Origin of the sequence: Halanaerobium kushneri, from assembly GCF_900156285.1 — a bacterium.
Lineage (GTDB): Bacteria > Bacillota > Halanaerobiia > Halanaerobiales > Halanaerobiaceae > Halanaerobium > Halanaerobium kushneri.
In genome coordinates, this window is record NZ_FTNC01000001.1 from 270471 (window position 1) to 285062 (window position 14592).

Annotated in this window: 15 protein-coding genes; 2 read left to right on the plus strand and 13 right to left on the minus strand. The window is 33.4% G+C overall.

Features of this window, described 5'->3' with window-relative positions; translation table 11 throughout:
* The 10 genes from frr to dprA form a co-directional block, all read right to left on the minus strand.
* Positions 1 to 558 (minus strand): ribosome recycling factor, encoded by a 558-nt coding sequence (gene frr / locus BW929_RS01270; RefSeq protein WP_076543547.1) that lies wholly within the window; start codon positions 556 to 558, stop codon positions 1 to 3.
* 26 nt (positions 559 to 584) lie between these two features.
* Positions 585 to 1304, minus strand: coding sequence for a UMP kinase (pyrH, locus tag BW929_RS01275; protein WP_076543548.1), 720 nt, complete (start codon positions 1302 to 1304; stop codon positions 585 to 587).
* A 116-nt stretch (positions 1305 to 1420) separates the two neighbouring features.
* Positions 1421 to 2320, minus strand: coding sequence for a translation elongation factor Ts (gene tsf / locus BW929_RS01280; protein ID WP_076543549.1), 900 nt, complete (start codon positions 2318 to 2320; stop codon positions 1421 to 1423).
* A gap of 172 nt (positions 2321 to 2492) precedes the next feature.
* Complete coding sequence (rpsB, locus tag BW929_RS01285; protein WP_076543550.1) at positions 2493 to 3230, minus strand: 30S ribosomal protein S2; 738 nt, start codon at positions 3228 to 3230, stop codon at positions 2493 to 2495.
* Between the two features lie 250 nt (positions 3231 to 3480).
* Positions 3481 to 4263 carry a GTP-sensing pleiotropic transcriptional regulator CodY gene (gene codY, locus BW929_RS01290; protein WP_076543551.1) on the minus strand — a complete coding sequence of 261 codons (783 nt, stop codon included), beginning with the start codon at positions 4261 to 4263 and terminating at the stop codon, positions 3481 to 3483.
* Positions 4264 to 4292: 29 nt separating this feature from the next.
* Positions 4293 to 5690, minus strand: coding sequence for an ATP-dependent protease ATPase subunit HslU (gene hslU, locus BW929_RS01295; protein ID WP_199505763.1), 1398 nt, complete (start codon positions 5688 to 5690; stop codon positions 4293 to 4295).
* On the minus strand, positions 5662 to 6231 hold the full coding sequence (gene hslV, locus BW929_RS01300) for an ATP-dependent protease subunit HslV (protein WP_076543553.1): 570 nt from the start codon (positions 6229 to 6231) through the stop codon (positions 5662 to 5664). Before hslV ends, hslU begins: the two co-directional genes overlap by 29 nt.
* Before the next feature lie 279 nt (positions 6232 to 6510).
* Positions 6511 to 8589: a type I DNA topoisomerase gene (topA, locus tag BW929_RS01305; protein WP_076543554.1), complete on the minus strand. Its 2079-nt coding sequence runs from the start codon at positions 8587 to 8589 to the stop codon at positions 6511 to 6513.
* 24 nt (positions 8590 to 8613) lie between these two features.
* Entirely contained in the window at positions 8614 to 9102 is a 489-nt protein-coding gene (locus tag BW929_RS01310; RefSeq protein ID WP_076543555.1) for a DUF494 family protein, read from the minus strand.
* Between the two features lie 64 nt (positions 9103 to 9166).
* Positions 9167 to 10312: a DNA-processing protein DprA gene (dprA, locus tag BW929_RS01315; protein ID WP_076543556.1), complete on the minus strand. Its 1146-nt coding sequence runs from the start codon at positions 10310 to 10312 to the stop codon at positions 9167 to 9169.
* A 159-nt stretch (positions 10313 to 10471) separates the two neighbouring features.
* Here dprA and BW929_RS01320 point away from each other — a divergent pair, with 159 nt between their 5' ends.
* Positions 10472 to 11962, plus strand: coding sequence for a TrkH family potassium uptake protein (locus BW929_RS01320; RefSeq protein WP_076543557.1), 1491 nt, complete (start codon positions 10472 to 10474; stop codon positions 11960 to 11962).
* A gap of 33 nt (positions 11963 to 11995) precedes the next feature.
* The gene (locus tag BW929_RS01325; RefSeq protein WP_076543558.1) at positions 11996 to 12667 is read left to right on the plus strand and encodes a potassium channel family protein; all 672 of its coding nucleotides are present in this window, start codon (positions 11996 to 11998) and stop codon (positions 12665 to 12667) included.
* A gap of 37 nt (positions 12668 to 12704) precedes the next feature.
* Here the strand turns inward: BW929_RS01325 and BW929_RS01330 are convergent, their stop codons facing one another.
* From BW929_RS01330 to BW929_RS01340, 3 genes are all read right to left on the minus strand, one after another.
* Complete coding sequence (locus BW929_RS01330) at positions 12705 to 13481, minus strand: SIMPL domain-containing protein (protein ID WP_076543559.1); 777 nt, start codon at positions 13479 to 13481, stop codon at positions 12705 to 12707.
* 67 nt (positions 13482 to 13548) lie between these two features.
* Positions 13549 to 13971, minus strand: coding sequence for an ExbD/TolR family protein (locus BW929_RS01335; protein WP_076543560.1), 423 nt, complete (start codon positions 13969 to 13971; stop codon positions 13549 to 13551).
* Entirely contained in the window at positions 13955 to 14587 is a 633-nt protein-coding gene (locus tag BW929_RS01340) for a MotA/TolQ/ExbB proton channel family protein (protein WP_076543561.1), read from the minus strand. The genes BW929_RS01335 and BW929_RS01340 overlap by 17 nt, the downstream gene beginning before the upstream one ends.
* Positions 14588 to 14592: the final 5 nt, after the last annotated feature.

Sequence of the window (14592 nt, forward strand, 5' to 3'; positions counted from 1 at the left end):
CTATACTTCCATTATCTCTTCTTCTTTTTTCTCTACAATATCATTTAGTTTTCCTATATAATCGTCAGTTAATTCCTGCACGTTATCCAGACCTCTGTGCATATTATCTTCAGAAATCTCACCTTCATCTTCTAACATTTCCAGTTCTTCATTGGAATCTCTTCTGATTGCACGAATAGCTATTCTACCTTTTTCAGCTTTTTCATGTAAAATCTTAACAAGCTCTTTTCTTCTTTCTTCAGTTAACTGAGGAATATTAATTCTAATAACACTGCCATCATTACTGGGATTTAAACCAAGATTTTCCTGCATAATTGCTTTTTCAATTGCTTCAATATTATTTTTATCCCAGGGCTCAATTACAATCTGTCTTGCCTCAGGTGCGAAAACTTTTGCCATCTGCTGAATCGGAGTAGCTACTCCATAGTTGTTTGCTTTAATATTTTCCACAAGTGAAGGTCTAGCACGTCCGGTTCTAATAGTATTTAAATCTTCTTTTGTTTTTTCAAGAGTTTTTTCCATCTTTTTTTCTGTTTCTTTCATTACTTCTCTAAACATAAATTTGTCCTCCTCAAATCTAATAGTTAACTAACAGAAGTTCCAATGTTTTCGCCCAGCAAAACCCGCTTAATATTGCCCTCTTTTTTTACTGCAAATACTTTTAAAGGAATTTTGTTATCCATACAGAGAGAAACTGCTGTGAAATCCATAACTCTTAAAGAATTATTTAATAAGTCAATGTAAGATAGAGTATCGTGTTTTTGGGCATCTTCATTAACAGCAGGATCAGAATCATAAATCCCGTCTACATTTTTAGCCATTAAGATTGCATCTGCAGAAATTTCAGCAGCTCTTAAAGCAGCAGTGGTATCTGTTGAAAAGAAAGGGTTACCGGTTCCAGCAGCAAAAATTACAACTCTCCCTTTTTCAAGATGTCTAATTGCTCTTCTTCGAATATAAGGCTCAGCTATCTGACGCATTTCAATTGCAGACTGAACTCGGGTTTCGATGTCAAATTTTTCTATGGCATCCTGTAGGGCAAGAGCATTAATTACAGTTGCCAGCATCCCCATATAATCAGCAGTTCCACGGTCCATTCCCTTTGCACTCCCAGCAATACCTCTAAAAATATTACCTCCACCAACTACAACTGCCATTTCAACACTTGTAGTTTTAACAACATCACTTATTTCGGATGCAATTTTTTTGATCATTTCCGGGTCAATACCAAAGCCGTTATTACCGGCGAGAGCCTCCCCACTAATCTTAAGCAGTATTCTTGAATAAACTGGTTTTTCTGTCATTATATAATTAACCTCCATTAAATATTATTCTTCAATTTTAAGCTAATTCCTTTTTTATAAGCAAATTTACTTAAAAAAAGAGAACACTTTCTCTAAGTGCTCTCCTTTTTTAATTATTATTGATTTTTTGTCATTGCAGCAACTTCAGCAGCGAAGTCTTCTTCTTTCTTTTCGATTCCTTCACCAATTTCAAAGCGAGTAAACTGCTTAACTTCCATATCATTTTCTGATAATATTTCACCAACAGTTTTGTCATCGTCTCGAACAAAGGGCTGCTCTAAAAGACAGACCTGGGTATAATACTTATTGATCTTACCTTCTACAATCTGATCAATAATATGCTCAGGTTTACCTTCATTTAACATTTGCTCTTTATAAATTTTCTTTTCTTTTTCGATAGACTCTGCATCAACAGAATCACGATCTAAGAATTCTGGATTGATTGCTGCAATGTGCATGGCAATATCTTTGGCAGTTTGGGCTTTTTCTTCAGTGAATTCATTAGCAAATTCAACTAGCACACCAATTTTTCCACCCATATGGATATATCCAAATAAATAACCATCGGTTTCAACTCTTTTAAATCTTCTCAAGTTGATATTTTCACCAATATTGGCAATTGCTGCTTTAATAACATCACTAACTGTTTCATTTTCATCCTTAAACCAGGATTCATTCTCAACAGTTTCTACTGTTTCTGCCTCACTCTGCATTAGATGTTCGGAAATCTCAGCAACAAGAGTCTGGAAATTATCATTTTTTGCAACAAAATCAGTCTCAGAGTTAACCTCAACCAGAACACCTTTTTTACGATCATCACTTATATTTAAGCTAACTAATCCCTCAGCTGCAACTCTACCTGCCTTTTTCGCAGCAGCAGCCATTCCTTTTTCTCTTAAGTGTTCAACAGCTGCTTCAATATCGCCGTCAACTTTATTAAGAGCCTTCTTACAGTCAAGAACACCAGCACCGGTTCGGGAACGAAGCTCTTTTATATCTTTCATTGTAACTCCCATTTATTAAAACCTCCTTATAATAACAAATAAATTATTTATTCTGTTTTGCAAAATAATACTTCAGCATATTCAATCAATATTTAACTAATTTTTGCTAAATATAATTAAATTATGCTAGAAAAAAAGCGCTGCAAAGCATAAAAACTTTACCAGCGCTTTTATTAGTTCTAAATTATTCAGCAGTATTTTCTTCAGCTTCAGCTTCTTCTTTAACTTCAGCTTCCTGTTTACCCTGCTTTCCAGCAAGTACTGCGTCAGAAATAACACTGGTAATCAATTTGACAGCTCTAATAGCATCATCATTACCAGGAATGACATAATCTATCAGATCTGGATCACAGTTAGTATCTAAAATTGATACAATAGGGATATCAAGTTTTCTTGCTTCAGAAACTGCAATATCTTCTTTTCTTGCATCTGTGATAAAGATTACATCTGGTAAACCATTCATATCTCTAATTCCACCGAGGAATCTCTGAAGTTTATCGTGTTCTTTGTTTAACTCGATAACTTCTTTTTTAGGAAGAACTTCAAAAATACCTTCTTCTTCCATCTGCTCAATCTCTTCTAAGCGATCAATACGCTTTTTGATAGTATGATAATTAGTTAACATACCACCTAACCAGCGCTGATTAACATAAGGCATTCCGCATCTTTCAGCTTCTTTTTTAACAGTTTCCTGTGCCTGACGCTTGGTTCCAACGAACAGTACATTTTTTCCTTCAGCAGCTTCTTCTTTAACAAAGTTATAAGCTTTATCAATTAACTTAACTGTCTGCTGAAGATCAATGATATAAATCCCATTTCTTTCGGTGAAAATATATGGTTTCATCTTTGGGTTCCATCTCTTAGTCTGGTGACCAAAATGAACACCCGATTCGAGGAGTTGTTTCATGTTTACAACTGACATAACTCCTGCACCTCCTTTCTGGTTTTAGCCTCCGACAGCATCAACTCTAAACACAACTGTATAAAATACAGCACCAGCATTTAGATCAACTATCGTGTGTATTTTGCCACAAAAAAGTATACCATAGACTTAAACTTTAATCAAGCTTTTTAGAAAAAATATTTTTTTGCTAATATTCAAAAGGCTCCTCATTATATAAGAGGAGCCCGCTAAATCAAATAAAACTGTTAATCTATCGGCAAATATAAATTTATGCTTTAAGTTTTTCTAATTCGTCTAATAGATTATCATTAAGAACTTTAATATAGGTACCCTTCATTCCCAATGAACGAGATTCTATAACTCCAGCACTCTCAAATTTACGCAGTGCATTTACAATTACTGATCTAGTAATACCGACTCTATCTGCAACTTTACTGGCTACTAATAGGCCTTCTTCTCCATCCAGTTCTTCAAAAATATGTTCAATTGCTTCTAACTCGGAGTAAGATAGAGTGTCAATCGCTATTTGAACAGCTGCCTTTTTACGGGCTTCTTTTTCTACTCTCTCACTGCGGGAACGTAAAATTTCCATTCCAACAACTGAAGCACCATATTCTGCCAGAACTAAATCTTCATCATTAAACTCAGACCCATAACGAGCTAAAACTAAGGTGCCAAGTCTATCTCCGCCCCCAATTACAGGTACGATAGTTGTTAATTTATCTTCAAATAAACAGTCCTCACCATCAGCAAATACACACTTGCCATCTTTTTGTTCAATATTTGACTTTGTTTCTCTAATTCTTAACAGACCTTTATTATAGTCTTCTGGAAATTCACCGTGGTCAATCACTTCTTCTTCCATAATATCACATTCAAAATCATCAAGCAGACTATAACCTAAAATTTTACCCTTTTTACTTGTTACATATACATTACACTGCATTGCTTCTTTTAGCACATAAGCCATATCGGAAAAATCTACTGCATTACCACCTGTTCTCTGTAATAAACGGTTGATCTTCCTACTCTTTTCTAATAAACTACCCATTTTTATCTCCTCCATTTTCAGTTTTTAAATTATAGAATATATTTACTTAAGTCTTTATTTGCAACTACATCTTTCAGTTTTTCGTTTACATAATCTACATCAATATCAATTTTTTTGTCTGCCATAGTTGGAGCCTCAAAGGAAAGATCTTCAAGCAATTTTTCCATTATTGTGTGCAACCTTCTGGCTCCTATATTTTCTGTCTCTTCATTAATATCATAAGCAAAGCTGGAAATTTCCTCTATTGCAGTTTCGGTAAAATTAATTTTTATACCCTCTGTTTCAAGTAAGGCTTTATACTGTTTAACCAGAGAATTCTGAGGTAGTAACAGTATATCTTTAAAATTATCGCGACTGAGACTATCTAAATTCACCCGTAAAGGGAATCTCCCCTGAAGTTCTGGTATTAAATCAGCCGGCGAAGATACATGGAAAGCTCCTGCAGCAATAAAGAGAATATGATCGGTCTTTACTGAACCATGTTTGGTACTTACAGTTGATCCTTCAACAATCGGTAAAATGTCACGCTGAACACCCTGGCGAGAAACCTCAGGCCCCGAATTTGATTCTCTTCCTGCTATTTTATCAATTTCATCTAAAAAGATTATTCCATCTTCTTCTACTTTTTCAATCGCTTCTGACTTAACCTGATCCATATCAATTAATTTTTGTGCTTCTTCATCTTTAAGCATCTCTTTTGCCTGAGCAACAGTAACTTTCTTTTTCTGCTTTTTATTTGGAAAAATATTGCCCAGCATATCCTGAAAATTAATTCCCATCTGTTCCACACCAGATTCAGAAAAAACTTCCATCATCTGAGAATTACTTTCTTCTACTTCGATTTCTATTTTTTGATCATCTAACTTACCTTCTTTAATTCTTTTAAACATTCTTTTTCTTCTGGCAGCAACCCGATCGTCAGTATCAGAGTTAGAAGCATTAATATCATCAACCAAGTTCGAATAATAATCATCTTTCCCTTTTGATTTAGCAGGGAACATATGATTAACAATTCGCTGGATCGCCTGTTTTTCAGCCTCCTTTTCGACTGATTCCATTTTTTCTTCCTTTACCATTCTGATTGCTGATTCAGTTAAGTCTCTAATCATAGACTCAACATCACGGCCAACATAACCTACTTCTGTAAATTTAGTCACTTCTATTTTAATAAATGGAGCTCTGGCAATTTTAGCAAGTCTGCGTGCAATTTCAGTTTTACCAACTCCAGTAGGTCCAATCATCAAAATATTTTTCGGAATGATTTCATCTTTCATCTCATCTTTAACCAGTTTTCTTCTGTATCTGTTTCTTAAAGCTATTGCAACTGATCTTTTAGCTTTATTCTGTCCAATAATGTATTTATCAAGTTCAGCAACAATTTCCTGTGGGGTTAATTGATTAATCACCTGTTTCAGACTCACCTCCATCCAACTCCTCTAAAGTAATATTTTCATTGGTATAAATACAAATAGAAGCCGCTATTTTAAGTGCTTCACTGGCAATATCCCCGGCATTCAGACCCTGGCTGTGTTCTGAAAGTGCTGTAGCAGCCGCACGTGCATAAGGGCCACCAGAACCAATAGCAGTAATATTGCCATCAGGTTCAATCACATCACCATTACCCGAAATTATAAGGATTTCCTCCAGATTCGCAACAATTAGCAAAGCTTCAAGTTTTCGCAAAATTTTATCTGTCCGCCATTCTTTGGCCAGCTCAACAGCTGCCCGCTGCAGACTTCCATGATATTCTTCCAGTTTACCCTCAAATTTTTCAAACAGAGTAAAAGCATCTGCAGATGTCCCGGCAAAACCAGCTAAAATTTCACCATTATATAATCTTCTGACTTTTCTGGCTGTACTCTTCATAACTGTATTGCCCAGAGTGACCTGACCATCTCCAGCTAAAGCCATACAACCATTATGTTTCACAGCAACTATGGTAGTTGCATCAAAATCTGTAATTGACAATTTAGAACCTCCTTTACTTATAAGCTTATATTTTTTAAATTGTCACATGATTCAAAATATTTTAATCTATTTTGTTTATATTACCATGAAAAGATCAAAAAAGTCAAGTTATCGCTCTAAATTTCACAATATTTTAATCAATTTTTAATCTTTTACATAGGCAGCGTTTAGTTTTATTAGTTATCATTATTATTGCAAACGCTTTCCTAACAAGGTTTCTAAAAGCTTTCTCCAGAAATAACGCTAATCAATCTGGAGAAAGCTAATTTTTCTGGTTAATTAGTCTGCTTTTTCTGTATGTCCACATTCTTTATTAGTACACTTATAATGTTTACCTTTAGCCTTGGTAGTTTTCTCCACCATTAAACTGCCGCATTCAGGACATGGTTTTTTAACCGGTTTATTCCAGCTCATAAAATTGCAGTCAGGATAATTACTACATCCATAAAAAGTTCTACCTTTTTTGGAAGTTCTTTCTATAATCTCTCCATCCTCACATTCAGGACAGTCAACCCCTGTCTTAATCAAATAGGGTTTTGTATTTTTACATTCTGGATAACTTGAGCAGGCTAAAAATTTACCATAACGCCCGTATTTGACAACCATTGGGCTACCGCATTTATCACAGACTTCATCTGTTTCCTCAACTATTTGAACATTTTCCATATTTTCTCTTGCATTTTCAAGTCTCTCATAAAAAGGTTCGTAAAAATCTCTTAAGATTTTTTTCCAGTCTTCATTTCCATTTTCTATTTCATCAAGTCTCTTTTCAAGTTCAGCAGTAAATTCAACATCTGTTACATCCGGAAAATATTCAGTCAACAGCTCAGTTACAGTCTCCCCAAGTTCTGTTGGTTCAAAATAACGACCATCTTTTTTTACATAATCTCGAGATTCTATAGTTGAAAGTGTAGGCGCATAGGTACTCGGACGTCCTATACCTTCTTCTTCCAGTGTTTTTACCAGAGTTGCCTCAGAATATCTGGGAGGTGGTGTAGTAAAATGCTGCTCGGGATTTGTATCTATTAAACTATAGCCGTCACCTTCCTTTAAAACTGGAAGATCAATATCATCTTCCTTTTCTTTACCAGTTAAAATCAAATGACCTGGGAATAAAAGTCGAGAACCGCTGACTCTAAATTTATATTTATCTCCAGCCTTAAACTGAGCTGAAATACTTTCATAAAGAGCTGGACTCATCTGACTGGCTACAAATCTTTTCCAGATTAAATTATATAATTTATACTGATCCTTGGAAAGATGCTTTTTCATCTTCTCAGGAGTTCTCTGAGTATCAGTAGGTCTAATAGCCTCATGAGCATCCTGAGCATTATTATTATTCTTTGATTTTTTCTTAGAACTCTTTAAAAATTTATCACCAAATTTATTTAAAATATAATCTTTAGCTCCATTTTTTGCTTCATTAGAAAGTCGGGTACTGTCAGTTCTGATATAAGAAATCAGACCTACTGTACCTGAACTGCCGATATCTATACCTTCATAAAGCTGCTGAGCCAGGTACATAGTCTTTTTAGCAGTAAAATTAAGCTTATTAGAAGCTCTCTGCTGTAAAGTTGAAGTTGTAAAAGGTGATTTAGGATTACGTCTTCTTTTTCGCTTTTTAACTTTAACTATCTCAAACTCTTCTTTTTTAATATCAGCTATTACCTGATCAACCTCTTCTTTACTTTCCAGATTAAACTTTTTATTATCAATTCTATATAAATCTGCTTTAAGCTTTTCACCATTTTCATTTTTAAGAACAATCTCTAAAGTCCAGTATTCTTCTTCTTCAAAATTGCGAATTTCTTCTTCCCTCTCACAGATGATTCTTACAGCAACTGACTGCACTCTACCAGCACTTAAACCTTTACGAACTTTTTTCCAGAGTAAGGGACTTAAACGATACCCCACAAGTCTGTCCAATAATCTTCTCGCCTGCTGTGCATCGACCAGATCTTTATTAATTGAACGTGGGTTTTTGATTGCATTTTGAATCGCATTTTTGGTAATTTCATTAAATTCTATTCTGTTATTTTCTGTATCAGATAACTTTAAAGCATAAGCTAAATGCCAGGAAATAGCCTCTCCTTCTCTATCAGGGTCAGTCGCAAGATAAACATCTTCACTTTTTTTGGCTGCTTTTCTTAATTTATTTAAAGTCTTACCTTTACCTCTGATCGTTATATAATTTGGTTCAAAATCATTTTCTAAATCTATACCTAATTTACTTTTAGGTAAATCACGAACATGTCCCATAGAAGCTTCCACTTTATAATTTCTGCCTAAAAACTTTTTTATAGTCTTTGCCTTTGCTGGTGATTCAACAATCACTAGATTCTTTTTTTTCTTTGCCATTAAATTGATACCTCCAGTAAACTCTTAGTTTACTCTCTGCTGTTTTGAAAAATTTCCATCAAATTCGTTAATTTCAGCTGATATTGTAATCATTAATTCAGAATCATCTACAACATCATTTATTATATCCCAGACAAGATCAGCTCTTAAATCATCTACTGATGCAACCTGCATCATTCTATAAATTATTATTTCCAGTTCATCTGCTGATAAAATACCAAGTCTATTAAGTTTATAAATTATTGTTTTTATTTCATTACTAAAATAAAAGCTCTCTACTTTAGTAAATACTCTATTATAGCCACTATTCATTTCGTAGTCTATATAAAAATCACGATCTTCAACTGAAATAACTTCACTAAATATAACTTCAAATGCCTCACTAATATCTTCAATTGTATATCCCTGATCTTCAAGTTCAATTATAATATCGTCCTGTTTTCGCCAGAGATCCTCATCATGGAGCATTTTCTGAATAAGAATGCTTAAGATTTCTATAACTTTTTTATTCATATTATTCTGGCATTTCTGCCGTTTAGACCTCCCTACCATAAGAAAATCTTTAACTAGTATATTATTATATTGGTTTAAGGAGATTTTGTAAACCCTTAAACTGATATTTTTTCCCTTTTAAACGAATTATCAGGTTCATCAGTTCTAATTTTACCAGTATTTGATCCAATTTTTCTGTAGTCAAATTACTTAATTTTAATAAATCATCATAATATATTTCTATTTCATGCTGAAAAAGTTTTAAAACAGTAATTTCCTCCCTATTTAATTCTGGATAAACAGAAGCAATTTGCTTATTATCATCTATAAATTCATTATGATGACATTTGTTTTTTTGTAAGTATCTGCTTAAATAATCAATTATATCATTTATATCTGTAAAGATAGCTGCCCCTTTTTTTATTAATCTGTTACAACCAATCGAAGCAGGGCGGTCAATATTTCCCGGTACTGCCATGATATCTTTGCCCTGATCTAGAGCATAATCTACTGTGATTAAAGTACCGCTTTTCTCTCCGGCTTCTACCACCAGAATTAAATCCGCTAATCCACTAATTATTCTATTTCTTCTGGGGAAATTTTTTGCCCTGGGAGCAATATTAGGATTAAATTCTGTCAGCATCAATCCCCGCTTTATTATTTTTTTTGATAATAACTTATTTTGAGAAGGATAAAGATAATTGAAGCCATTTCCGAGAACAGCCGTTGTTATACCATAATCCGCCTTCAGGGCACCTTGATGGGCTGTACTGTCTATACCCCTTGCCAGCCCACTAATTATATTAATTCCTTTATCAGCCAGAGTTTCAGCTGTTTTTGCTGCCACTTTGCGGCCATAAATAGTCGAATTTCTGGAACCAATCACTGCCACTGCTGGCAACTGAAAGTTTAAGCAGCCTCGATAAAAAATAACAGGAGGGGGATCGTATATTTCCTTTAATCTGTCTGGATAATCTTTATCGGTTAAGGTAAGATAATTTATATTTTCTTTTTTTAAATTTTTTAAAATTTTTACGGCATCAAATTTTTTCTTTTTTCGATTGAAATGTTTTATTTTAGAATCTGTCAGACCAAGCTCTTTTAAATATCTTTTATTTAATGACCACAGTTTTTCCAGATTCTCAAGTTTATTTGTTAAGTTAATTATCGTTCGCGGTCCAAAACCACTTAACTGATTTAAAAAAATTATTACAGCAGCATTTATATCCATATTTTACCTCCTAAGTTTTAATTATATTATATACCTAAAAAATACTAAAATCAATTTTTGTTTCAAACAATTATATCTAAGTTAAAAAAGGAAATAACCCTCGATCCTTGAATAATATAATTAACAGAAATTATCAAAAATCTAAAGGAGGTAAATTTATTGCTAAAATCTACTAAGTATAATACTATTTTATATTTTTTAAGTATTCTAGCCTTTATTATGGCTTTTATTATAGTTATACCTCTAATTCTAGCTTTTATCTATCAGGATGGTAATAATATTTATCAGGCATTTTATTATACGATTATAATTTCTTTAATTACTGGTACAATTCTAAAACTACCAACAGATCCAGAAAATATATATATTGATTTAACTACCGCCATGCTGCTCTGTGCTACAGGCTGGATTATTGTTTCCTTACTTGGGGCTCTTCCTTTTATGATTGGCATCGAAAAATCATTCATTGATTCTTTTTTTGAGGCTGTAAGTGGGTTTACTACTACTGGGATTACCGTTTTTACCGGTCTTGATTTAATGCCAAAATCTATAATTTTCTGGCGCAGTTTAATGCAGCTCCTGGGAGGACTTGGAATTTTAACTTTTTTTCTTTTAATTTCTACTCGAGCTCAGGGAGAAACCTGGCAGCTTTTTAGTGCGGAAAGTCATAAAATTAATGTTTCGCGGCCGGTTCCAAATATCTTTAAAACTGTAAAGATTCTCTGGATGATTTATTTAGGCTTTATGTTTTTAGAAAGTATTATTCTAATTTTTTTGGGCCTATCTGTTTTTGATGCTTTTACTCACAGTTTTACTACACTTTCTACCGGAGGATTTTCTCATTATGATGCAAGCATTGCCCATTATGCTAATAGTGGTTATTCTCATTATATTTTAATTGAATATATAATTACTTTCTTTATGTTTTTAGGCGGAGTCAATTTTCTGCTTCATTTTAGATTCTTTACTGGAAATTACAAAAGTATTAAAAACAACAGTGAATTAAAAACTTTTATCAAGCTAATTCTTTATTCGACAATTTTTATTACTATTTTGATTATTATTTTAAATACTGCTGGTAATTTTAACGCTGAAGAAATCTTTAGAAAAACTTTATTTCAGGTTACTTCTATTATAACTACTACAGGTTTTGGAACTCATGATATTAACTCTACTTTTTTCCCGGCAGCAGCCAGACAGATCTTTCTAGTTTTCATGCTAATTGGGGGTAGTGTTGGCTCTACTGCTGGTGGTATTAAAGTAATGCGACTAAATATCCTGGGACGCTTATTTAAAAGAGAAATTAAAAAAATTTATTTGCCAGATCATGCTGTTCTACCGGTAACACTTGATCAGGGTATTATTGATAGTGATGAAATAAATAAACTAACAGGTTTGTTTTCTTTCTGGCTGGTTTTAATTGTAGTAGGAGGTATTATTACTTCTATCTTTTCTGATTTGGATGGCTGGCAGGCTTTTTCAGGCATGTTTTCAGCCATGGGAAATATTGGACCTTTTTTCTTTTCAGTAGAAAAAATGGCTTCACTCTCTCCAATTATAAAAATGACTTATATAATAGGAATGCTGGCCGGAAGGCTTGAAATTTTACCGATAATCATTTTATTTACTAAAAAAGCCTGGGAGAAATAATCTTTATATTATTTTGAAAATGGAGGTATTTATATGTATATAATAATTGCTGGTGGAGGTATTGCAGGTAGAAATCTTACTAAAAATCTTGTCCAAAAGCACGATGTAATTGTGATTGAAAAAGAACAGAGTGTTGCAGAAAAAATATACAGTAGATATGGGGCAGTAACTGTACTGGGTAGTGCCACCAGAATCGATATCTTAAAAGAAGCTGGAATAGAAAAATGCGATGTGGCAATAGCTGTTATGAGAGATGATGCAGATAACCTTTCTTTTTCACTTTTAGCCAAAAATTTTGGAGTTGATAAAATTCTGGTGAGAATGAGAGAACCTGAGTACGAAAATGCTTATCAGATGGCTGGAGCTACAAATATCGCAGCTACAATGGAGTTGATTGTGGATCGTTTTATTACAGACATTGAAGAACCTGATGTCCGCAAAGTAGCATCACTGGGAGATGGCAAAGCTGAAGTTTCAATTTTAACTATACCCCCGGAATCTCCAATTTCAGGAATGAAAATTTCTGATATAGTAAGTCAAAAAACTTTTCCTGAAAATTGTGTAATCGCAGGAATTTATGACAAAGCTCAGGACAGATATATTGTTCCAAGAGGAAATAGAGAAATTTTTGCTGGCAACCAGGTTTTTCTGGTCGCCTCAAAAGATGATATGGAAAGCGCTGCTGATTTCCTTTTAAATAAATAAAAAGACTGAGTGCAGTTGCTGCACTCAGTTTCTTTTTTTAATATAACTCTAATTCAGCTGAAAGTGAAACACTAATATTAACTTTTTGTTCTGCAAGAGGCACTTCAGAAAAATCTGCTGCTTCTGAACTTCTACTTAATGACCTTAAAGCATCACTGCCATAAATATTTTGCTGGCTAAAATTAAGCTCTTTTATTCTGTAATTTTCTTTGCCCAAATTTTCTGCCATGAAGGAGGCTTTTTCTTTAAGGCTGCTCAAGGCTGCTGCTGTAACTTCCTCTAATGCTTTTTCATTACTTTCTAAACGATAGTTTACATTAACAACTCTATTTGCCCCTGCATTCAGCAATCTACCAAGAAGAACAGGCAATTCTCCTAAATTTTTTGAACTAAATTTTATCTGATTTTTCACCTGATAATAGGTTACTTTTTTTTCAACATTTTCTTCGTCCTGTTTTACATATCTGGTATAGGGATAAACTCTAAAACCCTGTGTTTCTATTTTTTCCAGTTCTTGCGCCTCTAAAATAGTCATTAGATTACTCATTATTTTATTATTTGCTTCTACAGCAGCTGACTGCTCTGTGTCTTCATTTTCAAATCCAAGTACAACATCTACAATATCAGGATCATATTCCTGCTGCTGGCTGATACTTAAATTAGTAGTAATATAATCTTGATCTACTTTTTCTACTGATGTTTCTTTTTCTGCTTTTTCTACAGCTGGAGTATTAAAATACAGACCATTAACTACTATCACTGATAATAAAATTAAAGCTATAAAAACTAAAAACATACCTACATTTCTGTTCATAATTACCCCTCCATTTACTAATAATGCTCTTTATTTGCTTATTAACTAATCTCTTAATTATATAATTCTAATAAGATTGGTAAAATCCTTTTTTATTTTTTTCTCGAAGAGCAAAAGAAATATTTTGATAGCCGTTATTTTTAAATTTTTCTATAAGAAATACCAGTGAAGCAAAATTACTCTCCTGGTCAGCATAGATTTTAACTTTTTCTACCGGGCCAGCATTTAATTCAGCAAATAATTTATCCAGCTGCTGCCTGGTGTATTCATTTTCCTGATAATATATCTGGTTTTGTTGATCCAAAAAGATACTTATACTTTTCTGCTCAGAACTCTGACCGATACTGCTGTCCGGTATGGTAATATTATATAGGGCTTCTTCTCCCTGCAGTGTAGAAGATACTAAAAAGAAAATTAAAAGCAGAAAAACAATATCTATCATTGGAGCCAGATTTAAAGTTGAACTTTTCTTTTTAGACTGATATTTCATTATTATTCAGCTCCTTAATCTCTTTTTTATAAAGAATACTCTCACTTTCTAATCTTAAGTTATTGAGCTGATTATGGAGTTTTTCTATTTTAGCATAAAAATAGTGGTAAAAAGCCGCAGCAGGTATTGATATAATTAAGCCAGCAGCAGTGGTAAATAAAGCTTCTGAGATTCCTACTGCCATCTGCTCCGGACTGCCCCCAACACCTAAAACCTGAAATGTTTTGATCATCCCGCTCACTGTCCCCAGCAGACCTATGGTTGGTGAAACCTGAGCAATAAAATTTAAAAATCCTAAATGTTTTTCAAGCTGTGGTAGTTTATCAACTTCTTCTGCATCGAGATATAAGTTAAACTCTTCTCTATTTTTTGGCTTTTTAGTTAAAGTATTACTATAAATCTCAGCAGCTATTCCTTTTTTATTATTTAAAATACTGGCTTTTTGTTTATTATCATTAAAATTAAGAACTGCCTCTAAATATTTATCCTTATTAATCTGTCTATAATTTAAAAAAAATATTATACTCCTCTCAAAAACTATAAAAATCATTAAAAATGCTGCTAAAAGTAGTGGGTATGCAGCAATACCTGCAGTTTCAATAAACTCTGTAATCATAAATT